Source organism: Streptomyces sp. NPDC045899 (assembly GCF_056431485.1).
The window spans coordinates 71,586-93,733 of the sequence record NZ_JBWKKP010000002.1; the positions used below are offsets into that span (position 1 = coordinate 71,586).

At 73.0% G+C, this 22,148-nt stretch carries 20 protein-coding genes and 1 pseudogene; 9 read left to right on the forward strand and 12 right to left on the reverse strand.

The annotated features are described in order from the left end of the window. The first annotated feature begins 100 nt into the window (after nt 1–100). Nucleotides 101–1,579: an alpha/beta hydrolase gene (locus tag AC07FT_RS02815; RefSeq protein ID WP_479173953.1), complete on the forward strand. Its 1,479-nt coding sequence runs from the start codon at nt 101–103 to the stop codon at nt 1,577–1,579. A 92-nt stretch (nt 1,580–1,671) separates the two neighbouring features. Next, nucleotides 1,672–3,273, forward strand: a complete 1,602-nt coding sequence (locus tag AC07FT_RS02820) for an alpha/beta hydrolase (protein WP_479173466.1) — start codon at nt 1,672–1,674, stop codon at nt 3,271–3,273. Nucleotides 3,274–3,368: 95 nt separating this feature from the next. Here the strand turns inward: AC07FT_RS02820 and moeZ are convergent, their stop codons facing one another. The 8 genes from moeZ to AC07FT_RS02860 all read right to left on the reverse strand — a co-directional run bounded on the left by moeZ (nt 3,369) and on the right by AC07FT_RS02860 (nt 12,563). Then, a complete protein-coding gene (gene moeZ / locus AC07FT_RS02825; RefSeq protein ID WP_432035909.1) occupies nt 3,369–4,547 on the reverse strand; it encodes an adenylyltransferase/sulfurtransferase MoeZ in 1,179 nt (392 codons plus the stop codon). An 89-nt stretch (nt 4,548–4,636) separates the two neighbouring features. Continuing rightward, nucleotides 4,637–5,404, reverse strand: coding sequence for a spherulation-specific family 4 protein (locus tag AC07FT_RS02830; RefSeq protein WP_479173468.1), 768 nt, complete (start codon nt 5,402–5,404; stop codon nt 4,637–4,639). Continuing rightward, complete coding sequence (locus AC07FT_RS02835; protein ID WP_479173470.1) at nt 5,392–6,417, reverse strand: NAD-dependent epimerase/dehydratase; 1,026 nt, start codon at nt 6,415–6,417, stop codon at nt 5,392–5,394. The genes AC07FT_RS02830 and AC07FT_RS02835 overlap by 13 nt, the downstream gene beginning before the upstream one ends. Nucleotides 6,418–6,523: 106 nt before the next feature. Beyond that, nucleotides 6,524–7,846 carry a hypothetical protein gene (locus AC07FT_RS02840; RefSeq protein WP_479173472.1) on the reverse strand — a complete coding sequence of 441 codons (1,323 nt, stop codon included), beginning with the start codon at nt 7,844–7,846 and terminating at the stop codon, nt 6,524–6,526. Then, nucleotides 7,843–7,989: a hypothetical protein gene (locus tag AC07FT_RS02845; RefSeq protein WP_479173474.1), complete on the reverse strand. Its 147-nt coding sequence runs from the start codon at nt 7,987–7,989 to the stop codon at nt 7,843–7,845. The genes AC07FT_RS02840 and AC07FT_RS02845 overlap by 4 nt, the downstream gene beginning before the upstream one ends. Beyond that, nucleotides 7,986–9,806 carry a DUF3492 domain-containing protein gene (locus AC07FT_RS02850; protein WP_479173476.1) on the reverse strand — a complete coding sequence of 607 codons (1,821 nt, stop codon included), beginning with the start codon at nt 9,804–9,806 and terminating at the stop codon, nt 7,986–7,988. Before AC07FT_RS02850 ends, AC07FT_RS02845 begins: the two co-directional genes overlap by 4 nt. Before the next feature lie 287 nt (nt 9,807–10,093). Beyond that, a complete protein-coding gene (locus AC07FT_RS02855) occupies nt 10,094–11,362 on the reverse strand; it encodes a DUF3152 domain-containing protein (protein ID WP_479173478.1) in 1,269 nt (422 codons plus the stop codon). Between the two features lie 166 nt (nt 11,363–11,528). Next, on the reverse strand, nt 11,529–12,563 hold the full coding sequence (locus tag AC07FT_RS02860; protein WP_479173480.1) for an alpha/beta fold hydrolase: 1,035 nt from the start codon (nt 12,561–12,563) through the stop codon (nt 11,529–11,531). Between the two features lie 132 nt (nt 12,564–12,695). On the opposite strand from AC07FT_RS02860, the gene AC07FT_RS02865 reads away from it, so the two are divergent. The 4 genes from AC07FT_RS02865 (at nt 12,696) to AC07FT_RS02880 (ending at nt 14,652) form a co-directional block, all read left to right on the forward strand. Beyond that, complete coding sequence (locus AC07FT_RS02865; RefSeq protein WP_432035917.1) at nt 12,696–12,920, forward strand: hypothetical protein; 225 nt, start codon at nt 12,696–12,698, stop codon at nt 12,918–12,920. Nucleotides 12,921–13,057: 137 nt separating this feature from the next. Next, entirely contained in the window at nt 13,058–13,702 is a 645-nt protein-coding gene (locus AC07FT_RS02870) for a TetR/AcrR family transcriptional regulator (protein WP_201871477.1), read from the forward strand. A gap of 184 nt (nt 13,703–13,886) precedes the next feature. After that, nucleotides 13,887–14,114, forward strand: a complete 228-nt coding sequence (locus tag AC07FT_RS02875; protein WP_471193955.1) for a DUF3107 domain-containing protein — start codon at nt 13,887–13,889, stop codon at nt 14,112–14,114. 262 nt (nt 14,115–14,376) lie between these two features. Next, a complete protein-coding gene (locus AC07FT_RS02880) occupies nt 14,377–14,652 on the forward strand; it encodes a hypothetical protein (protein WP_479173481.1) in 276 nt (91 codons plus the stop codon). A gap of 264 nt (nt 14,653–14,916) precedes the next feature. Here AC07FT_RS02880 and AC07FT_RS02885 read toward each other — a convergent pair whose 3' ends face one another. After that, nucleotides 14,917–15,732 carry a ferritin-like fold-containing protein gene (locus AC07FT_RS02885; RefSeq protein WP_374215231.1) on the reverse strand — a complete coding sequence of 272 codons (816 nt, stop codon included), beginning with the start codon at nt 15,730–15,732 and terminating at the stop codon, nt 14,917–14,919. Between the two features lie 209 nt (nt 15,733–15,941). Between AC07FT_RS02885 and AC07FT_RS02890 the strand changes: the two are divergent. Then, a pseudogene (locus AC07FT_RS02890) lies at nt 15,942–18,120 on the forward strand (DEAD/DEAH box helicase). A gap of 103 nt (nt 18,121–18,223) precedes the next feature. Further along, complete coding sequence (locus AC07FT_RS02895) at nt 18,224–19,090, forward strand: alpha/beta fold hydrolase (protein ID WP_479173483.1); 867 nt, start codon at nt 18,224–18,226, stop codon at nt 19,088–19,090. A 32-nt stretch (nt 19,091–19,122) separates the two neighbouring features. On the opposite strand, the gene AC07FT_RS02900 is transcribed toward AC07FT_RS02895, so the two are convergent. Beyond that, nucleotides 19,123–20,052 carry an NYN domain-containing protein gene (locus tag AC07FT_RS02900; protein WP_479173485.1) on the reverse strand — a complete coding sequence of 310 codons (930 nt, stop codon included), beginning with the start codon at nt 20,050–20,052 and terminating at the stop codon, nt 19,123–19,125. Between the two features lie 213 nt (nt 20,053–20,265). Between AC07FT_RS02900 and AC07FT_RS02905 the strand changes: the two genes are divergently transcribed. Next, nucleotides 20,266–20,418: a hypothetical protein gene (locus AC07FT_RS02905; RefSeq protein ID WP_479173487.1), complete on the forward strand. Its 153-nt coding sequence runs from the start codon at nt 20,266–20,268 to the stop codon at nt 20,416–20,418. A gap of 98 nt (nt 20,419–20,516) precedes the next feature. Here AC07FT_RS02905 and AC07FT_RS02910 read toward each other — a convergent pair whose 3' ends face one another. Both AC07FT_RS02910 and AC07FT_RS02915 read right to left on the reverse strand, forming a co-directional pair. Then, on the reverse strand, nt 20,517–21,122 hold the full coding sequence (locus tag AC07FT_RS02910) for a MarC family protein (protein ID WP_471193966.1): 606 nt from the start codon (nt 21,120–21,122) through the stop codon (nt 20,517–20,519). A 92-nt stretch (nt 21,123–21,214) separates the two neighbouring features. After that, on the reverse strand, nt 21,215–22,069 hold the full coding sequence (locus AC07FT_RS02915; protein ID WP_479173489.1) for a PHP domain-containing protein: 855 nt from the start codon (nt 22,067–22,069) through the stop codon (nt 21,215–21,217). Between the last annotated feature and the right edge of the window lie 79 nt (nt 22,070–22,148).

Consider the following 22,148-nt stretch of genomic DNA (forward strand, 5'->3'; position numbering starts at 1 on the left):
GCACGGGCCGCCCGAGGATGGCGGTACGCCGCCCACCCCCGGGAGAGCCGCCGTGTCCCGACCTCTGCGCACCGGTGCGCTGTCCGCCGCCGTCCTGCTGATGACCGCCCTCCCGGCCGGATGCGGCGGGGACGGAGGGGACCGGCCGGACACCTCCGCCACCCAGAAGCTGGACTGGGCACCCTGTCCGGCCCCCTCGGACAGTCAGGACGGCAGTGCCACCAAGGCCCCCGGCAAGGAATGGGAGTGCGCGACGCTCCACGCCCCGCTGGACTACCGCGATCCGGACGGCGACACCATCGGCATCGCCATGATCCGCGCCAAGGCCACCGACCGCCGCCACCGGATCGGTTCGCTCATCTTCAACTTCGGCGGCCCCGGCGGCTCCGGCGTCGCCACCCTCCCGGCGCTCGCCGACAGCTACCGCCAACTGCGCACCCGCTACGACCTGGTGAGCTTCGATCCGCGCGGGGTCGGGCGCAGCAGCGGGGTGCACTGCCTCAGCGATGAGCAGCTCGACTCCTACTACGCCGCCGACCCCACCCCGGACACCGCCGCCGAGGTGAAGGGTCTGGTCCGCCGCGTCAAGCGGTACGCCGCCGCGTGCGAGAAGAACTCCGGGAAGGTGCTGCCCTACGTCGGCACCACCAACGCCGCCCGCGACATGGACCTGATGCGCCGGGTCCTCGGCGACCGCAAGCTGTACTACTTCGGGATCTCGTACGGCACCGAACTCGGCGGTGTCTACGCCCATCTGTACCCCCGTACGGTCGGCCGCGCGCTCTTCGACGGGGTGGTGGACCCGGCGCAGACCCCGGAGCAGGGAGCGCTCGGCCAGGCCAAGGGGTTCCAGCTGGCGCTGAACAACTATGTGAAGGACTGCGACAAGGGCGGCGGCATGGTCGCACCCGCGAGCTGTCCCAGCGCGGCGCAGATCCGCACCTTCCTCAAACGGCTGGACACCCGGCCGCTCCCGACCGGTGAGGGACGGAAACTGACGGAGTCGCTGGCCGCGGGCGGGATCGCGCAGTCCCTGTACTCCGAGCAGTTCTGGCAGTACCTCACCCAGGGGCTGGACGCCGCCCGGCAGGGCGACGGACGGATCCTGATGGCCCTGGGAGACGCCATGAACGGACGCGACCAGGACGGTGACTACAGCACCCTCCAGGCGTCCCTGACCGCCATCACCTGCGCCGACTTCAAACAGCGCTACACGGTCGGCGAGATCGAGCGGAAACTGCCCACCTTCCGCAAGGCGTCCCCGGTCTTCGGCGACTTCATGGCCTGGAGCCTCACCCAGTGCACCGGCTGGCCGGTGCCCGGCACCTGGACCACACCCGACGTCAGCGCGCACGGCTCCGCCCCCATCCTCGTCGTCGGCAACACCGGTGACCCGGCCACGCCCTACTCCGGTGCGCGGAAGATGGCGCAGGAACTCGGCCCCGGTGTCGGTGTCGAACTCACCTACAAGGGACAGGGCCACGGCGCGTACGACAGCGGCAGCGGCTGTGTCCAGCGGATCGCCAACGCCTATCTCCTCCAGGGCAAGGTGCCGCAGAAGGGCAAGGTCTGCACCTAGGAAGCCCCCTGACTCCGGCGGCGCCAACCGTGACGGTATTGAGAAGGAGTACGCACACTCCCGTTCGGACCCTCCTCCTAGGATCACCGGGTATGTCGAGTTCCCTACGCACCATACGGACCAGGGCACTGGTCTCCGCGGCCGTCGTGGTCGCTCTCACCGCCGTCGTCGGCTGCGACGACGACGGTGGAAAGGACCAGGGCAAGGGGCAGTCCAGACCGTCCGCCCCGGCCCCCGCCGCGACGGACAGCTCCCTGCCGGACTCGCTCACCGGCCAGAAGCCGCGGTGGACGTCCTGCCCCGCGCCGTCACCGATCCAGGGCACCGGCGCGGCACCGGGGAACGACTGGGAATGCGCCACGCTCAAGACTCCGCTGGACTATGCGAAGCCGGAGGGCGAGACGATCGATCTCGCCATGATCCGGGCCAGGGCCACCGACGAGGACCGCCGGATCGGCTCCCTGATGTTCAACTTCGGAGGCCCCGGCGGCTCCGGGGTCTCCTCGCTGCCCGGCTTCGCCGACGACTACGCCAAGCTGCGCACCCGCTACGATCTGGTGAGCTTCGATCCGCGCGGGGTCGGGGAGAGCGCGGGCGTGACCTGTCTGAGCGACAAGGAGATGGACGCGGCCGACGCCGTCGACGGCACCCCCGACGACGAGGACGAGATCAAGGCCGCCACGGCCGATTCCCGGAAGTACGCCGCCGCCTGCAAGAAGAAGTCCGGCCGGGTCCTGCCCCATGTGGACACCGTCAGCGCCGCCCGTGACATGGACCTCATGCGGCAGGTGCTCGGCGACCGCAAGCTCTCCTACTTCGGCATCTCGTACGGCACCGAACTCGGCGGTGTCTACGCCCATCTCTTCCCCCGGAACGTGGGACGCGCGGTGCTCGACGCCGTCGTCGACCCGACCGAGGACCCCGAGAAGGGCGCCTACGGTCAGGCCAAGGGGTTCCAGCTGGCGCTGGACAACTACCTGAAGGACTGCGCCAAGAAAGGCATCGGCTGCCCGACCGGCAGTGATGCCGAGGCGGGCGACGCCAAGATCGCCGCGTTCCTGAAGAAGCTGGACAAGAAGCCGCTGTCCACCCAGAGCGGCCGCAAGCTCACCCAGGACGGCGCCCTGGGCGGGATCGCCGCCGCGCTGTACGACCGGGAGAGCTGGAAGTACCTGACACTCGGCCTCCAGGAAGCGATGCACTTCGGCAAGGGCACCATGCTGCTGGCGATGTCGGATTCGCTCTCCGGCCGGGACGAGAAGGGCCGCTACAGCAACATCAGCGCCGCCAATATGGCCGTCAACTGCGTGGATGACAGGCAGCGTTACACCGTCGAGGATGTGAAGGCCCAACTGCCCCGGTTCCGCGAGGCGTCGCCGGTCTTCGGCGAGTACCTGGCCTGGGGGATGCTCGGCTGCACCGAATGGCCGGTGGACGGGACCACCGACAACCCGGAGGTGAACGCCAAGGGCTCGGCACCGATCCTGGTGGTCGGCAACACCGGTGACCCGGCGACCCCGTACGCGGGGGCGCGCAGGATGGCCGGGGAACTCGGTCCGGGCGTGGGGGTCGAGGTCACCTACAAGGGACAGGGCCACGGCGCGTACAACAGCGGCAACACCTGTATGACCAAGACCGTGAACGCCTATCTGCTGGACGGGAAGGTGCCCTCGGACGGCACCACCTGTTCCTAGCCGGACGCACCGCGGGGCCCGGACCGATATCGGTCCGGGCCCCGCGCGCTTCTCGGTCCGGGGTTCCGGGGGTCGGCCCGGTGCGGACGTCAGCCTCAGTAGACCGGCTTCTCGGGCTCGATCTGGTGGACCCAGCCGATCACACCGCCGCCCACGTGCACGGCGTCCGCGAAGCCCGCGGACTTCAGCACGGCCAGGACCTCCGCGGACCGGACACCCGTCTTGCAGTGCAGGACGATCTTCTTGTCCTGCGGCAGCTCCTGGAGGGCGCCGCCCATCAGGAACTCGTTCTTCGGGATCAGCCGGGCGCCGGGGATGGAGACGATCTCGTACTCGTTCGGCTCGCGGACATCGATGATGTCGATGTTCTCGCCGTCGTCGATCCACTCCTTGAGCTGCTTGGGCGTGATGGTGGACCCGGCGGCGGCCTCCTGGGCCTCCTCCGAGACGACACCGCAGAACGCCTCGTAGTCGATCAGCTCGGTGACCGTCGCGTTCGGCCCGCAGACCGCGCAGTCGGGGTCCTTGCGGACCTTGACCTGGCGGTAAGTCATCTCCAGGGCGTCGTAGATCATCAGTCGGCCGACCAGCGGGTCGCCGATACCGGCGAGCAGCTTGATCGCCTCGTTGACCTGGATCGAGCCGATCGACGCGCAGAGCACACCGAGCACACCGCCCTCGGCGCAGGACGGGACCATGCCCGGCGGCGGGGGCTCCGGGTACAGGCAGCGGTAGCAGGGACCGTGCTCGGACCAGAAGACCGACGCCTGACCGTCGAAGCGGTAGATCGAACCCCAGACGTACGGCTTGCCCAGCAGCACGCAGGCGTCATTGACCAGATAGCGGGTGGCGAAGTTGTCCGTGCCGTCCACGATCAGGTCGTACTGGGCGAACATCTCCATCACGTTGTCCGCCTCGAGGCGCTCCTCGTGGAGGACGACGTTCACATACGGGTTGATGCCGAGCACCGTGTCCCGGGCCGACGCGGCCTTGGAGCGGCCGATGTCCGCCTGGCTGTGGATGATCTGGCGCTGCAGATTGGACTCGTCGACCTCGTCGAACTCCACGATGCCGAGGGTGCCCACACCGGCCGCGGCCAGGTACATCAGGGCCGGGGAGCCGAGACCGCCCGCGCCCACACAGAGGACCTTGGCGTTCTTCAGCCGCTTCTGCCCGTCCATCCCGACATCGGGGATGATCAGATGGCGCGAGTACCTGCGGACCTCGTCGACGGTGAGCTCGGCAGCCGGCTCGACCAGGGGTGGCAGCGACACGGGGAACTCCGTAAGGGGAGGGAGCAGACGGACATGCACCCCCGCGTGAGCGGGGTGGTTTTCTTCCCGTAACACTGCCACGCCCCATCTCATTCCATGACACGCGGTCCGATGCGCGAGACGATGTCGTCCCAGTAGCCGGGCAGGGCCTCCCAGGGCGTGGTCGCGGAGGTCCGCCGCCCCGGATGGTGCGTACGGTCGGTGAAGTAGATCGTCCCCGCGCCCTGCCAGCGGGCGATCCGCAGCGCCTCCTCCAGATGCGGCCGGGGGACGCCGTGCACCAGATGACAGAAGCGTTCGGGCGGATACCCCGCCGTCCACTCCGCGACCTGGGACCAACGGTAGTCCGCCCACGCGCCGCGGAAGGTCACCAGCTGATCGGCGACCTCCGTGTACTCCGGGTACGGATGGGTGCCCTGCCCCAGCACCAGATGACCGCCGCCGAGCAGGGCGCGCAGGGTGGTGGCGGTGCGGCGGACCTCCACCAGGCCGGGGCGGTCGGCCGGGCAGCGGTCCAGCAGGAAGCCGTCCACCCGGTACCAGTCCAGGAAGTGGTCGGCGTCGGAGACCAGCTCCCCGAACGGGCGGGTGCCGCAGCGGGCGTCCAGGAGGCCCAGCACCCGCACGCCCGCGGCACGCAGCCGGGCCACCGCGGTGAGGCAGTGCGGATCCCGGCGGGCGCCGGGGCCGCGGGCCACCGAGAGCACCGTCCAGTCCACCGGGGCACCCGGCCGGGCGAGCTCCGCCCATTCGGTGGGCGCCACCAGCGGGTGGGCGTAGCCGGGGACGCCCAGACCGAGCGTGTGATCGGCGGCGGGGATGTCGCGCAGCGGACCCGGGAAGGTCAGATGCGACATGCCGCCTCCATCCAGATGTCGGCGAGCGACTCCTCCAGCGGGATCCGGGAGCGCCAGCCGAGCCGGTCCCGGGCGGTGCGCACATCCGCCTGCTGCCAGCTGCCGCACCCGTCGGGGTAGGGGAAGGTGGCCGCGCCGCCGGTGGTGTGCCCCTCCGCTGCCGGATGGGGGTGGTGACCGGGGCCGTGCGCGGCGTGGGCCGGGGCCGGGACATGGGCCACCGCACCAGCCGCATGGTGCACCAGCCCGCGCCCCGGCGGGGCGTCGATCTCGTGCAGCGAGCCGCCGAACCCCGCCACCCGGGCCAGTACGGCGGCCGCCTCGCGCAGCCGCACCGCGCGGCCGGTACCGATGTTGACCACACCCTGGGCGGCCGACAGCGAGGCGGCGTGCACCGCCCGCGCCACGTCCCGGACGTCCACGAAGTCCCGCTGGACGCCGAGCCCGCTCAGCTTCAGCTCGCTCTCCCCGGACTGCATCGCCCGGCGCATCGCCTCGGCGAGCCTGCCCAGCGGGGACCCGGCCGGGGTGCCCGGCCCCACCGGGGAGAACACCCGCAGCACCACCGCGTCCAGGCCCGAGCCCAGCACCAGCTCGGTGGCGGCCAGCTTGCTCACCCCGTACGGGCCGCCGGGGCGCGGCACGGCGTCCTCGGCGGTCGACGAACCGGGCTGTGAGGGTCCGTACTCGGAGGAGCAGCCGATCTGCACCAGCCGGGCACCGCAGCCGCTGCGCCGCAGCGACTCGCAGACCGTCGCGACCGCCACCGTGTTGTGCCGGGTGAGCTCCCGGGCTCCGCCGCGGGTGGCGCCCGCGCAGTTGATCACCACACCGGGGTGGACGGCGTTGAGGAAGCGGGTGAGCGCGCCGGGACTGCCGCTGGAGAGGTCGAAGCGCACATCGGCGTCATCGCCCCGGCCGAGCGCGGTGAGTTGTACGGCGGGATCGGCGAGCAGGTGCTCCGCGACGTAGCGCCCCAGATATCCCCCGGAGCCGAGCAGCAGGACTCTCATCGGTCACGCCTCCCCACGCGGGTGCGTGGACAGGACAGGTCGTCGCTCATGTGGTGGCTCCTCGTGAGGGTGGCGGGGTGCTGCGGTCGTACGGGGGGTGGCGGGTTCACTGGGGCGCCTCGCAGGGCGCCGGGTGGGTGCCGTCGGCGCGGTGCGGGCCGCGGCGGGAGGTGCCGTCGCCCGGCGCGCCGGGGGCGGCGCCGTGGGCCGAGGCCCGGGACAGGACAGCGCAGGCGTATCCGAGCAGGCCGAGCGCCGCGGCGGCGCAGGCGGCCGCGGGGACGACGGCGGCGCCGTGGGCGGCGGTCAGCCGTGCCACCGGCTCGCCGAGCGGGGCGGCGCCGGGCAGCCGGGCGGCCAGCGCGGTGACCTCCACCACCGCCTCGACCACGCAGGCCCCGGCCAGCCCGCCGACCGCCGCCCCGCGGAAGCCGTGCACGGCGAGCAGCCGGGCCAGGAACAGCAGCGCGGCCAGCGCGGCGGCGGCCGCCTCGACGGTGGTGACGGACCCGGGGCCGGAGCCGGCGGGCGGCCGGGGCAGGACGAGCCGGGCGGTGAGCACCAGGGGCGCCAGCGCGGCCAGGAAGCCGAGGGCGGTGAGCGCGAACAGCGGGCGGACCCGGGCGGCGAACTCCCCCACCCCACGGCTGCCCGTCAGCCTCCGGCGCGCCCGGAGGGCGAACCAGCGGGCGCATCCGGCGGCGGGTGCGACGGCCAGCGCGAGGACCACGGCGGTCCCGGCGGCGCGGGCGGGTTCGTACGCGCCGCGCTCACCGGCGACCAGCCCGGTGAGCAGCCAGTCCCCGCAGGCGGCGTAGCCCAGGAGCCAGCCGAGGCAGAGCGGACCGGAGAGGTCCGCGAGCCGCCCGCCGCGTCCGCGTCCGGCGATCCGCAGCGGCCCCCGGCTCAGGCACAGCCAGAGCGCGACGGCCACCAGGACGGTGCCGAACGCTCCGGCGGCGGCCCGGGTGGCGGGCGGCGCGAGGTCCGGGCGCAGTACGGCCCAGGCGGTCGCCGCGCACAGCGCCCCGGGCAGCGGCCACAGCGCCCAGGACCCGCGTGCGGGGCGCGGGGCGGGAGCCACCGCGGACTCCTCGGCGCGGGGCACCCGGGCGTACAACTCCTCGGCGAGGCCGAAGACATCGCGGTGCCGGAAGCGGGCGGCGGTGCGGTCCGTCACCCCGTGGGCCTCCAGCCCGGCGGCGATCTCCAGCGGATCGACGGCGCGGGCGCAGAGGTCGTGGTGCCGGTGCATCAGCTCCCGCACCGGATCGGCGGGCGACCGCCGCCCGGCGCCCGCCCGCGCCCCGGACCCGGGGGCGTCCGCCGGGTCGTCGGGGGTGGTCAGGGCGCGGGAGGGATCGTTCCAGCCGCCGGGGGAGGTGGGGGTGGTGGGCTGGTCCGACAGGGGGTCATGGGGCCGGGTCATACGCCCTCCTCGGTCGTGTGGCTCGCTGCCGGGACCGCACCCAGCGCCTCACGGGACACCGGGACGGCCCAGGCCCGGGTGTGCTCCCGCGCGGCACGCGACAGCGCCGGATGCCCGGACCAGCGGCCATGAGGCCCGGTCATACGCCCTCCTCCGTCGCCCGGCTCGGCACCGGGACCGCACCCAGCGCCTCACGGGACACCGGGACGGCCCAGGCCGGGGTGCGCTCCTGCACGCCGCGGTACGGCGCGGGATCCGCGGACCGGTGGCCGGAGCCGTCGCCGTCGCGGCCGGCGGTCCAGCGGCCCGGGATATGGGCCTCCGCCGGAAGGGCGAACGGCAGGGGCGCGCCGTCCTCGCCGACCTCCTCGCGGCGCACCGGGCAGTGCGACATCAGCTCCAGGTAGATCCCGCGGAAGGCGGCCACGTTCTGCTCGATCGTGAACAGCTCCAGCGCGCGGGCCCGTGCCGCGGCGCCCAGGCGCGCACGGCGGGCGGGGTCGCGCAACAGCGCCAGACAGGCCTCGGCGAGCGCCCGGGGGTTGCGCGGGGGCACCACCAGACCGGTGCCGCCGATGACCTCGCACACCGCGCCGACGTCCGTCGACACCGTGGCCCGGCCGCAGAACATCGCCTCGACCAGTCCCACCGGAAAGCCCTCGACCACGCTGGAGAGCACCACGACCCCGCCCGCCGCGTACGCCTCCGGCAGGGACGGCACCCCGGGCTCCCCGAGCCGTTCGAAGGAGACCGGGTTGTCGCCGACGGTGTGGGCGTCCACGGCCTCGTCGGGGAAGAGATGCGCGGCGAGGGCGCGGCAGCGGGCCGGATAGTCCTCCCCCGCCGGTTCCGCGGGGGCGTCCGCGCGCCGGGTCTCGATGATGCGCAGCCGGGCGTCCGGCCGTCGGCGGCGCACCTCCGCGAACGCGTGCAGCAGACCGACGACGTCCTTGGGCGGCTCGACCCGGCCCACCCACACCAGCGTGCGGCCGTCGTCGCCGGTGCCCGCGGCGCCGTCGCCGCGCTCACCGCCCTCGCCGACCTCCGCGAAGCGGGCGGCGTCCATACCGGGGTAGACGGTGCGCAGCCGCTCGGGGTCGGCACCGCACCGCTCCTGCCAGCGGCGGGCGTGGGTGTTGCCGGGGGTGATCAGCGCGGCCCGCGCATAGACCTCGGCGGCCAGCCGGCCCTGGAAGGCGGTGAGCAGGGTGCGGACGGGCGCGGGGCGCGGGGCGCCGGACCGCGCCGGGTCAGCCGGTCCGGCCGGACGGTCCTCGAGGTAGTGCTCGCGTAGCCGTACGCCGTACTCGGTGACCAGCAGCGGCGTACCGAAGAGCCGTTCGGCCACCAGCCCCGGGAGCGCCGCCGCCCCGCCGGAGGCGGCATGGCACAGATCGACCCGGGCGAGTCCGAAGGGCCCGTACCAGTCGAGCGACAGGGGGCGCAGCGCGCGCTCCAGCGCCTCGGCGACGGTCAGCAGATCGGCGACCCGCGCCTGCTGGGCGCCGTGCGCGGCCCCGGGGAGGCGGCAGGCGCGCTCCAGCAGGCGGACGGCGTCCTCGGAGCGGAGCGCGGCGGAGAGCCCGCCGAGGTCGAGGGCGAGTTCGGCCAGACCGTGGAGACCGTTGGCGAAACGGTCCGCCTGATGCCCGGTGCCCGGCTCCCCGGCCCCCGGAGAGGCGATGGCGGCGGCCAGTTCGGCGAAATGCTCCGCGAAGCGGCGCCGCTGTCTGCGGCCGACGCGCCGCGCGGGCGGGGCGCCCCACAGCGCGGCGGTGCGCACCCGCCGCACCTGGACGGGGAGTCCGGTCCAGCCCGCGGCCTCCTGGTGGGCGCTGCGGCTCAGCGCGTAGATCTCGAACTCATGCTGGTCCAGGCCCCGGACGAGCCGGTCGCACCACACCAGTGCTTCACCCGTCGCATACGGATAACCACCCTCCGTAAGCAGTCCCACGCGCATGAGAGCACCCCCGATCTTTCCTATGGGCCGGCCGTGATGCCGCCGTCGTGCGGCGTGAGCACGTTATGCGCGCATGACGCAGGCGCGACGGACGGTTGTCCGTCGCACCACCAGAAGGGGTGAACGCCCGTGACCTTCCCTGCGCTCAGGCGTTGTTGGGCGCTATGGGCGATCCGAGGCCCCGTTCCGGGGCGCGGGCGGCGTACCGTCGGTGCAGGAACGGTTGGGCGCGGGGCGGGACTTCCCCGCCGGGGCGGACCACCCCGTGGGGAATCCGCCGGGGCGGACTACCCCTTGGGGAACGGCCAGGCGTTGGGGCGACAGGTCGCGCCGTCGGTCGACAGGAACTTGGTCTGCTGCATCATCACCGGGGCGAGCGCGCCGTCGCGGCCGCAGACCTCGTGGTTGTGACCGAGCCGGTGACCGACCTCGTGGTTGATCAGCATCTGCCGGTAGCTGTGCATCTTGTCGTCGCCGTAGGTCCTGGCGCCCTGCGCCCACCGATAGGCGTTGATCATGACGCGCTGGGTCGAGGCCGAATCACAGGAGACATTGAGCTCGGTGGTGTCCAGCCCGGACTTGGCGCACCAGGCGGCCGTGGTCCCGGGGCTCGCGAGGGTGATCACGAACTTGGCGGGCCCGGAGGAGACCCGTTCGAAGGCGTACCTGCCGCCGTGACCCCAACTCCGTTCGTCGTTCAGCGTCTTGTGGACGGCCTCGGCGAACAGCTCGCCGTCCAGCCGCAGCCCCTTCTCCACGTCCACCCGGTAGCGCACCACCTCGCCCCGGCCGGGCGCCTTGTCATGCCCGCCGACGGCCTGGAACGCGCCGGAGCCGCGCAGCTTCGGATCGAGTGGGAAGACCGCCGCCATCTTCTGCGCGTACGTCTGCGGTGAGGACTTGGGCGGCGTCTTCACCCCGGCGGACCCGGCCGGGGCGCCGCCCCGGTCGTCACCGCGCGAGACGGCGTCCGAACGGCCGCGCTCCGCGTCGCCCTGGGCGCTCGCCCGGTTGTCCTCCGGCGGTCCGCCCGTCACCTGTCCGGCCACCACGACGGCCAGCACGGTGGTGACGGCGGCCGCGGCGACCCCGGTGAAGGTCCGGCCCTTGCCGCCCTTGGCGACGCCCCGGGCGCCGTTCTCGGGATCGTCGTCCCGTGGTCCGTCGGGGTCGTCGTCGGGGCGCTCCTCGCCCCGGCCGCCGTCGGCGCCGTCACCGGCCGCCTCCTGCGCGCGGCGCGGCGCGGGCACCGCTCCCGGCGCTCCGGCGGCGAAGACGTCGTCACCGTCGTCCGGACCGCCCGAGAAGTCGAACGCGTCGAGGTACTCCTTGCGGGGACCGGGCATCAGCCCGCCCGCGCCGGAGACCGTGGGCCGGGACGGCGGGTTCACACGGGACGGCGCGTTCGCGACCGTGGCACGCCCCTGGGCGCGGGGCCCGCCGAGCGCGCCCCAGCCGCCGCCGGGCTCATGGTGTTCGGGATGGCCGCCGCGGGTGCGCGCCGGCGGCGACTGCGGGACGAACGCCGCCCGCGGTACGCCCTGCGGGGGTGTCACGGCGGGGTCGCCGGCGGTACCCCGCCTCCGGCGTCCGGTACCGGGGGCCGCCGCGGGCGCGGGCTCCGCGCCGGGCGCCGTGTGTTCCACGAACGCGGGGCCGGAACCGGAGCCCGCGGCGGAGGATGGGCGACCCCGGTCCTCCTTGCTGCCACGTGCGCTGTGTTTACCCACGCGCCGCACCGCTCCCGTCCGTGCCGGGTTCCGATACGGCGCCGCGTACCGCCCGGCTCTCCCGGCCTTCTCGTCCGTCAACGTCATCGAGCAGCTCGCGCATGGCGCGAGCCACTGCTTCCGGATACTCCATCATCGCGACGTGTCCTGCGTCCAACAGCGTCAACAGCCGGGAGTCACGGAAGGTGGCGTTCGCCCGCTGTGCCATCCGGATGGAGACCAGTTGGTCGCGCATACCGTAGACGAGGAGCGTGGGCGCGAGCACCCGCTCGGCCTGTCGCCACAACGAGTGCTGGCCGCCCAGAGTGTAGGAGTCGACGACACCGCGGGCGGACCGCGCGAGCGCGTCCCAGAAGTACGGGAGCTCGAGGCGGCGCTGGAACTCCTCCACCGCCAGCGCGAAGTCCTCCGGTCCGACCCGCCCCGGGTCCCCGTAGGTGAGCAGCATCACCTCGCGGGTGCGCCGCTCGGCGTCCCAGTCCCGGGTCATCCGGGTGAACAGCCGGGTCACCCCGGGTATCGCGAGCAGCCCGGTGGGCAGCGCCGAGCGCTGCGGCCGCAGCTCGGGCAGCGCGGGAGAGACGAGGGTGAGGGTGCGCACCAGATCGGGCCGCACCGCCGCGACGCGGGTGGTGACCGCCCCGCCCATCGAATTGCCCACCAGATGGACCGGACCGCGGTCGGCGGCGTCGAGGAAGCGGATCACCGCACGGGCGTGACCGGTGATCGAGTAGTCACCGTCGTCCGGCGGCGGGGAATCACCGAAACCGGGGAGGTCGACCGCCTCGCCGTCCACCCGGTCGGCGAGCCCCTCCATCAGCGCGGACCAGTTCAGCGAGGAGCCGCCGAGGCCGTGGACGAAGAGCGCGGGTGGCAGCCCGGGGGCGGCCGGGGGGCGGGAGCGCACGTTCAGCGTCAGGCCGGGCAGCCGGGCGGTACGCAGCTTCTCCCCGGCGCCGACCCGCACCGGCCGCCCGGGCGGGACCGTAGCGATCACGCGGGCTTCCGGCGGCTCGGTCGCAGACATGCGGCAATGTTACGAGACGATCACGCACCTGATCGTGTGTTCGCTCTCACAGACAACGTAGCGTCTGAAAGTGACCTCTCCTAGGCTCGTTATTACACGGGGGCGCTCAGCCGCCTCCGGGAAGGGGAGTACATGTCCATCGACCCGTCCGATCCCGAGACCTTCGAGAACCTCGGGAACGACGACTCCGCCGAGTCCGACGTCGAAGCCCCTGAGGCGGACGCCGCCGACCAGCACCGCGACCTGGTTCCCCACCGCGATGACCAGCCGTCCTCCGACGAGCTCGTCGAAGCGAACGAGGCGGACCGGGCGGAGCAGGCCAGGGTCGTCGAGGTGAACGAAGAGGACTACCGGTGACCAGCGGCAATGGTGGGCTTTTCATAGAGTCCGGTCCGTGAAATTCTCCGCACGAACCGCGCGCGGCCCGGTTACCCAAAAGTACGATGGCGGGCGCGGGTGGACATCGTGCACAGAACATTCAAATGGGAGGCGGCGTGACAGCCATCGAGCAGACAGAGGCGCGCCCGCGGGGTACGCGCCTGCCGCGCCGAGCCCGACGCAATCAGCTCCTGGGGGCGGCCCAGGAGGTCTTCGTCGCTCAGGGCTACCACGCGGCGGCGATGGATGACATCGCCGAGCGCGCGGGAGTCAGCAAGCCCGTGCTCTACCAGCACTTCCCGGGCAAGCTGGAGCTCTATCTCGCCCTGCTCGACCAGCACTGCGAGGCACTGCTCCAGGCGGTGCGCACGGCGCTCGCCTCGACCACCGAGAACAAGCAGCGCGTCGCCGCGACCATGGACGCGTACTTCGCGTACGTCGAGGAGGAGGGCGGCGCCTTCCGCCTCGTCTTCGAATCCGACCTGACCAACGAGCCGGCCGTGCGCGAGCGCGTGGACCGGGTCTCGCTCCAGTGCGCCGAGGCGATCAGTGAGGTGATCGCCGAGGACACCGGCCTGTCCAAGGACGAGTCGATGCTCCTGGCCGTCGGCCTCGGCGGGGTCTCGCAGGTCGTCGCGCGCTACTGGCTCTCCAGCGGAAGCGCGGTACCGCGGGACACCGCGGTGCAGCTGCTGACCTCGCTCGCCTGGCGGGGCATCGCCGGGTTCCCCCTGCACGGGGCCGACGGCGGGCAGCACTGAGCCATCGGGTCATCCCGGGGCACGCGGGTCATCTCGGGCCGCGCCGCCGCGCGTTCGCGGGAGCGGGCGTGTTCGCTGCCGGCGTGTGCCCGGGCCGCCCGGCAGGTCCCCCTCCCCGGCTAATGTGTGCGGAGTACGGCGCGGACGGCCGCGCACCCCAACTGACCGTCGGAGGGACAAAGCCGTGGAGGTCAAGATCGGCGTGCAGCACGCGCCCCGCGAGATCACCTTGGAGAGCGGGCAGTCTGCCGAGGAGGTCGAGCGCCTGGTGGCCGACGCGCTCGCCGGCAAGGCTCAGCTGCTGACCCTGGTGGACGACCACGGCCGCAAGGTCCTGGTCCCGGCCGACCGACTCGCGTACGTCGAGATCGGTGAGCCGAGCGCCCGCAAGGTCGGATTCGGCACGCTCTGAGCGGTCGCGTTTGACGGCGGCGGGCCCGGTGGAGATCCCCTCCACCGGGCCCGCCGCCGTTCCGCGCCCCGAGCGCCCCGTGGCGCGCGCCGGTGGCCAACTCCCCCCGCGCGCGCCGCACGCGCCCTTCCCCCGCACACTCCGCCGTCTCCTCCCGACACTCCCGCATCGCAGGGTTGCCCGCTCACGGGCACGGGTAGGACGGGCACGACCGACGCGTGATCGCGCGTCGGTTCCGGTCCGCTCACGGGAAGGACGCGCCATGATCCTCTGGGAAGCGCTCGGCTCGGTACTGATCGGTCTCGCCATCGCGTACGGGGCGAGCCGCTGGCGCCCCCGAAGGCTGCCCGCACGCCCCCTGGTCCTGTCGACCGGCTCCAGTGGCGCGCTCTTCGGCGCCCTGCTCGCGCATACGGTGCTGGGCCCGGGCAACTCGGCGGCGGTGCTGATCGTCGCGCTCGGGTTCGCGGCGGCGCTGCTGTCGCTGCTCATCCGCCCGGCGGGCCGCCCCCGCCGCAGGCGCTCCGTCACGGCCTGAGGCGCCGCACGGCCGCCCCGGGGCGGCCCGGCCGGCCACCTCCGCCGGTTCCGCGTCCGGCCACGGTTCAGCCCGCCCACGGCCCCTGCGACGACCCTCCGCGGAACGCCGCCTCGGCACAGGCGGTGTCCCGCGGGTCCGGGGCGATGCGCGCGACGGCGCCGGGTGCCGGTCCGGCGCCGTGCGGGCCGACCTCGGCAGGACGCCTCACCACCGTGCGAACCCCGGCCGGCACGGCACCAGGCCGTGCCGGCCGGATCTGCGCTAGGCCGCCAGGCCCAGCGCGGCCATCCTCTTGGTGTGCGCCTCGGTGATCCGGGAGAACATCCGGCCCACCTCCGCCAGGTCGAAACCGTCGGCCAGACCGCCCACCAGCATCGTGGACAGCGCGTCACGGTCCGCGACCACCCGCTGCGCCTGCGACAGCGCCTCGCCCATCAGCCGCCGCGCCCACAGCGCCAGCCGCCCGCCGACCCGCGGGTCGGCCTCGATGGCGGCGCGCACCTTCTCCACCGCGAAACTGGCGTGGCCGGTGTCGTCGAGCACCTGGAGCACCAGACCGCGGGTGTCGGCGTCGAGCCGGACGGCCACCTCACGGTAGAAGTCGCTGGCGATCGAATCGCCCACGTATGCCTTGACCAGACCCTCCAGCCAGTCCGACGGCGCGGTCTGGCGGTGGAAGCCGTCCAGGGCCGCGGCGAACGGCTCCATCGCCTCGGTCGGCCGCTCACCGACCGTGGCCAGCCGGTCGCGGAGCCGCTCGAAGTGGTGGAACTCGGCGGACGCCATCTTCGCCAGCTCGGCCTTGTCCTCCAGCGTGGGCGCCAGCTTGGCGTCCTCGGCCAGCCGCTCGAAGGCGGCCAGCTCGCCGTAGGCGAGGGCGCCGAGCAGATCCACCACAGCGGCCCGGTACTGCGGATCGGCGGCGGCCGTGTCCCAGTCCTGGGCGGCGATCCCGGTGGCCTCGGCGGCGGGCTCCTCGGAACCCTTCGCCGGACGGTCCGCCGCGCTCTCCCCGGCGCGGTCCTCGGTGGTTGCTGCGGCGTTCTCAGGCGTGTCAGACGTCTCCATGGAGCGCACAATAGCCCGCTCAGCACGGCGGGGAAGGGCCTGGTCAGCCATGACCCGAGGCGCCACTCATCCGGTTCCCCGGTCACAGATGCGCGCTTCCGGGGTACAGTGGTATTTGCACCCGTCGCATACCGGCGGGTCGTTCCACGAATGCGGATGCCCGGTCGGTGGCCCGATCGGCTCCAAACCGACCGCCCTCCGCGCGGCGCGCAGTGTTCATGCGCACGGCAGGAGGGACCCGCTCGCGGCGTGAGCGCTCGAGCGAGGGCAGTGGTCCCGCGCCGAACCGGCCGCCCCAAGGCCGGTGCAATCCGGGCGCTGTGCGACCCCCTTCGCCGCCTCCCGCCGCGTCTCACAGAAGAGGCAAACATCCTGACCACGTTCCGAGAACTCGGGATCCTCCCCGAGACGGCCGAGGCCCTGGAAGCCGTCGGCATCACGTCCCCGTTCCCCATCCAGGAGATGACGCTCCCGGTCGCCCTGTCCGGCACCGACGTCATCGGCCAGGCCAAGACCGGCACTGGCAAGACGCTGGGCTTCGGCCTCCCGCTGCTGGAGCGCGTCGTCGTCCCCGCTGACGTCGAGGCCGGCCGGGCCAAGCCCGACCAGCTCACCGAAGCCCCGCAGGCGCTCGTGGTCGTCCCCACCCGCGAGCTCTGCCAGCAGGTCACCAACGACCTGCTCACCGCCGGCAAGGTCCGGGACGTCCGCGTCCTGTCGATCTACGGCGGCCGTGCCTACGAACCGCAGGTCGAGGCCCTGAAGAAGGGCGTCGACGTGATCGTCGGCACCCCCGGCCGGCTGCTGGACCTGGCGGGCCAGAAGAAGCTGCGGCTCTCCGCCGTCAAGGCGCTCGTCCTCGACGAGGCCGACGAGATGCTCGACCTGGGCTTCCTGCCCGACGTCGAGAAGATCATCCAGCTGCTGCCCGCCAAGCGCCAGACCATGCTGTTCTCGGCGACCATGCCGGGACAGGTCATCTCCCTGGCCCGTCGCTACATGTCGCAGCCCACCCACATCCGCGCCACCGCGCCGGATGACGAGGGCGCGACCGTGGCCAACATCACCCAGCACGTCTTCCGGGCCCACTCGCTGGACAAGCCCGAGGTCGTCGCGCGCGTGCTCCAGGCCGACGGCCGTGGACTCGCCATGATCTTCTGCCGCACCAAGCGCACCGCGGCCGATATCGCCGACCAGCTCGCCCGGCGCGGTTTCGCGTCCGGCGCGGTCCACGGCGACCTCGGCCAGGGGGCGCGCGAGCAGGCGCTGCGCGCCTTCCGCAACGGCAAGGTCGACGTCCTGGTCTGCACCGATGTCGCCGCGCGCGGTATCGATGTCGAGGGCGTCACCCATGTGATCAATTACCAGTCGCCCGAGGACGAGAAGACCTATCTGCACCGCATCGGCCGCACCGGCCGCGCGGGTGCGTCGGGTACCGCCATCACCCTCGTCGACTGGGACGACATCCCGCGCTGGCAGCTGATCAACAAGGCGCTGGACCTGCCGTTCAACGACCCGGAGGAGACCTACTCCACCTCGGGTCACCTCTTCGAGCTGCTGAGCATCCCGGAGGGCACCACCGGTGTCCTGCCGCGTGCCGAGCGCACCCGGGCCGGGCTGGCCGCCGAGGAGATCGAAGACCTCGGTGAGACCGGTGGCCGGGGTGGCCGGGGCCGCCGTTCCGGCGCCGCCCCGCAGCAGGAGCGCCCGGCCCGCGTCCGGACCGAGCGGGTCCGCCGCCGCACCCGCGGCGGTCAGACCCTGGGCGACGGGAGCGCGCCGGAGGGGGCGTCGGCCGCCGAGGCCGCCGCCGACACCGCCGAGCCGCGTCAGCCCCGTCGTCGCCGTCGCACCCGCGGTGGTGCGGCGGACGCGGGCGAGGCGGCCACCGCCGTGGTCGACACGGTGGAGACCGCCGAGGCCGTCCCGGCCGAGGAGGCCCCGGCCAAGCCGCGCCGCCGCCGTACCCGGGCCAAGGCCACGGATGCCGCGGAAGCGGCCGTCGCCACGGCCGAGGGCACCCCGGCACCCGCCGAGGACACCCCGGCCAAGCCCGCCCGCCGCCGCACCCGCGCCAAGGCCACCGAGACGGCCGAGACCGCCACCGCGGAGACGGTCACCGAGGCCGCCGACGCGGAGGCCAAGCCGCGCCGCCGCACCCGGGCGAAGGCCACGGAGGCCGCGGAGGCCGCCGTCGCCACCGCCGAGGGCACCCCGGCACCCGCCGAGGACACCCCGGCCAAGCCCGCCCGCCGCCGCACCCGCGCCAAGGCCACCGAGACGGCCGAGACCGCCACGGAGGCCGTGGAGACGGCCACCGACGGTGAGGCCAAGCCGGTCCGGCGCCGTCGTCGCACCCGTGCGGCGGCCCAGCCCGAGGCCGCGGCCGAGAGCTGACGGCACAGGTACCGATGAGCGCCTCGGGCCCCGTTCCGCGACACCGCGGACGGGGCCCGAGGCGTTCACGGTCCGTTTCCCGCGGTCTGTATAGCCTCATCCCATGAGCAGGCCGCCGTTTCTCACACTGCCCGCGAGCGCCCGCGCGTACCGACTGGGGACCGCCCGCGGGGAGTTCGCCGCGCATGACGCGCGGCCCGCTTCGGCCGCCCGCGGCACCGTGCTGCTGGTGCCCGGTTTCACCGGCAGCAAGGAGGACTTCATCGCCCTGCTGGAGCCGCTGGCCGCCGCGGGCTTCCGGGCGGTCGCGGTCGACGGCCGGGGCCAGTACGAGAGCCCCGGCCCTCGGGACCAGACGGCCTACGGCCAGGACGAGCTGGCGCTCGACGTCCTGGCGCAGGCCACGGCGGTCAGCGCCGCCACCGAGGATCCGGTCCATCTGCTCGGGCATTCGCTGGGCGGGCTGATCGCGCGGGCCGCGGTGCTGAAGGACCCGGGCGCCTTCAGCTCACTGACCATCATGAGCTCGGGCCCGGCGGCCATCTCGGCCGCGCAGCAGTCCCGCACCAAGCTGCTCATCGATGCGCTGACCGTGATGGACATGGAGTCCGTCTGGCAGGCGATGCGCGAACTGGACCCGCCCGAGGCGGCCGACGCGGCGACCCCGCCCGGCGTCCGGGAGTTCCTCCACCAGCGCTGGCTGGCGACCGTACCGGAGCAACTGATCGCCACCGGACGGCAGCTGACCGCGGAACCGGACCGGGTCGGCGAGCTCGCGGCGGCCGGGCTGCCCGTCCATGTGCTCTCCGGTGAGGTGGACTACGCCTGGCCGGTGCCGCTGATGGACGAGATGGCCGAGCGGCTGTCGGCGCGCCGGACCGTGATCGGGGACGCCGAGCACTCCCCCAATGTCGAACGGCCGCGGGAGACGGCCGACGCGCTGGTCTCGTTCTGGCGCAGCGTGGGCTGAGCCGCGCCGTCCACGACAGCGGTGCACGAGGCTCAGTACTGGGCCTGGAGGTGCTCCCAGAAGCCGTCCCGCAGCGCGCGCCGCAGATCGGCGTGGGCGCGCAGCGACAGCCGCAGCAGCCCCTCCGCGTCGATCAGCAGCTCCTGGTCCACCGAACCGGGCAGGTACGGATGGCCCGGCAGCAGCTCGGCGAGGGTCTCGCGGCCGCGTGCGGAGAGCCACTGGGCGGCGACCTGGGCCCCGACGAAGCGCACCTCGTCCCGGCTGGGGGCGGGCCCGGTGGGCACCGGCTCACCGTTCAGCTCGTACCCCGTGGCACGGCGGGTGACGTACGGCTTGCAGAAGTCGAGGTCGAAGGTGCGCTGGCTGTCGACCTCCCACAGCAGCGGTTCGGCCTGGTTGCGGCCCTCCACGGCCTCGATGCCCCACAGGTGGACACGTGCCCCGTAGCCCTGGGCCGCCTCGACGGCCGAGACCAGGTCCTCGTCACCGCCGATCAGTACGGCGTCACCGATGGCGCGGTGCCGGGCGAGGGACTCCAGATCGGAGCGGATGAGGGAGTCGACGCCCTTCTGCTGGTTGTTGGCGTTGAGATTGCCCAGCCGGACCTTGACGTCCGGCAGCTCCGCGATGCTCTGCTGCTCGGCGGTGTGGATCCGCCGCCGGGCGCCGTCGAACCAGTAGACCCGCAGCAGCCTGCTGTCCGGAAAGATCGTGCGCGCCTTGTCGATGAACGCCTCGATCAGCCCCTCGGCGTCCAGCTCGAAGGCCCGGCGGTCCTCCGTGCCCGCGACCAGCCGTCCGGCGGCCGCGTAGACGTACCCCGCGTCCACGAAGATCGCGTGGGTGGAGGGGGTGGTGGCCACCTCGGCGAGCACGCGTTGCAGCAGCTCATTGGTGCGCTCGATGCCCACGGCGATCGAGGCGAGGTCTGGTTGGCCCGGAGGCAGCACATCGCTCATACGCGGTTCATTCTCCGGGCGGCCGCTCGCGGATCACAACCGGACCCTCCCCCGCTACCAGCAGATATTTAGCCTGGCGAAAAATTTCATTAGCGTAGGGAATGTTTTCACGGCACACTTTCGTTGAAGACGTACAGGAGCGTGCGGCAGCGAGGCCGCGCCGCCTCCGTACACATCAGTTCTCCTCAGGAGGATCAGACGAAGGGAGAAGCCGTGCGCTTCGAGATCATGCGTCTTGACGACGTCGACGGTAACGCCGTGGACAGCACCGTCGTGGACGCCGCCTCCGTCAACCGGATCGTGCAGCAGGCCGCCGCGATCGGCCAGCGCATCTACATCCGTCCAGCCGAGACCATCGCCCGGTAGTGCCGTAGGAAGGTCCTGACGGCACCACCAGTACGCACAGCGCCCCCGTACACGGATGTACGGGGGCGCTTCGCGTGCGGGCGCGGGCTCCGGACGCCTCAGGCGTTCTGGACCACCTGGATGACACCGTTGATGATCTGCTGCACCGCCAGAGCGGAAAGCATCATTCCGGCCAGTCGGGTGACCAGCACCACACCGCCTTCCTTGATCACGCGGATGATCAGCAGTGAGTAGCGCATCGTGAGCCACAGCACCACGTGCATGGCGACGATGGCGGCCCACACCGAGACCTGGTCGCCGACGCCCTTGGCGTGCTGCACCGCGAGGATCACCGAGACGATCGCCCCGGGCCCGGCCAGCAGCGGCATCCCGAGCGGCACGAGCGCCACGTTGACGTCCTTGGTCTGGGTCGGCTCGTCGTTCTTGCCGGTGAGCAGGTCCAGCGCGATCAGCAGCAGGAGCAGCCCACCCGCGATCATCAGCGCGGGGACCGAGACATGCAGATAGTCGAGGATCTGCTGGCCGGCGACGCCGAAGACGGCGATGACCCCGAAGGCGACGGTGGCGGCCTGGCCGGCCATCCGGCGCTGGACCTTGACGGGGCGGCCGGAGGTCAGCGCCAGGAAGATCGGCGTGATCCCCGGAGGGTCCATGATCACGAAAAGGGTGAGAAAGAGGGATCCGAAGACAGCGGTGTCGAACACGGTGAAGGGCCTTGCGCAGACGTGGGCGAGCGGCGGCTCGCGAAGGGGACGGGAGGGAGAGGTGGGTGGGAGGGAACGGCGGTGCGGTGGGCTCAGCCGCCCGCGCCCGGCACCGGGAACGCACCGGCGGCCCGGCGTACGATCTCGCCGTAGATCTCGGGATCGGTGGTGTACTCGCCCAGCCGACAGCTCTTACGGCTGCCGTGGTAGTCGCTGGAGCCGGTGGTGAGCAGACCGTGCTCGGCGGCGAGGCCCCGCAGCCGGGCGCGGGTGGGCCCGTCGTGGTCCATGTGGTCGACCTCGATACCGTCCAGACCCGCGGCGGCCAGTTCGCCGATCGCGCTCTCCGGTACGCACCGACCGCGTTTGAGGGCGAGCGGATGCGCGAAGACGGTGACCCCGCCCGCGGCCTTGACCAGCCGGATCGCCTCGAAGGGGTCCAGCTCGTGCTTCTCGGCGTAGGCACGGCCGCCATCGGCGAGCCAGTCCGGGGTGAAGGCGTCCGAGACGCTGTCCACCACGCCCAGCTCGACGAGTGCGGTGGCCACGTGCGGCCGTCCGACGGCCCCGTCACCGGCGATCCGTGCCACCTGCTCCCAGGTGACCGGTACGCCCAGCTCCCGCAGTTTGGTGACCATCGTCCGGGCGCGGGGCACCCGGTCGTCGCGGACCAGTTCGCGTTCGCGCGCGAACTCCGGCTCGTCGGGGTCGAAGAGGTACGCGAGCATGTGCAGGCTCACGCCGTTCAGCCGGCAGGACAGCTCGGCGCCGGTGACCAGGGTCAGGCCCTCCGGCAGCGCCCGTATCGCCTCCTGGTGGCCGCCGACGGTGTCGTGGTCGGTCAGCGCGATGACGTCCAGACCGGCCGCGGCGGCGCTCCGCACCAGCTCGGCGGGGGTGTCCGTACCGTCCGAGGCAGTGGAGTGGGTGTGCAGGTCGATGCGCACGACACGGCTCCAAGCTGCGTGTAAGGAACGGAGGGGACGCTTCAGGATAACCGCCGTCCCGGGCGCGTCCGGGTCAGGG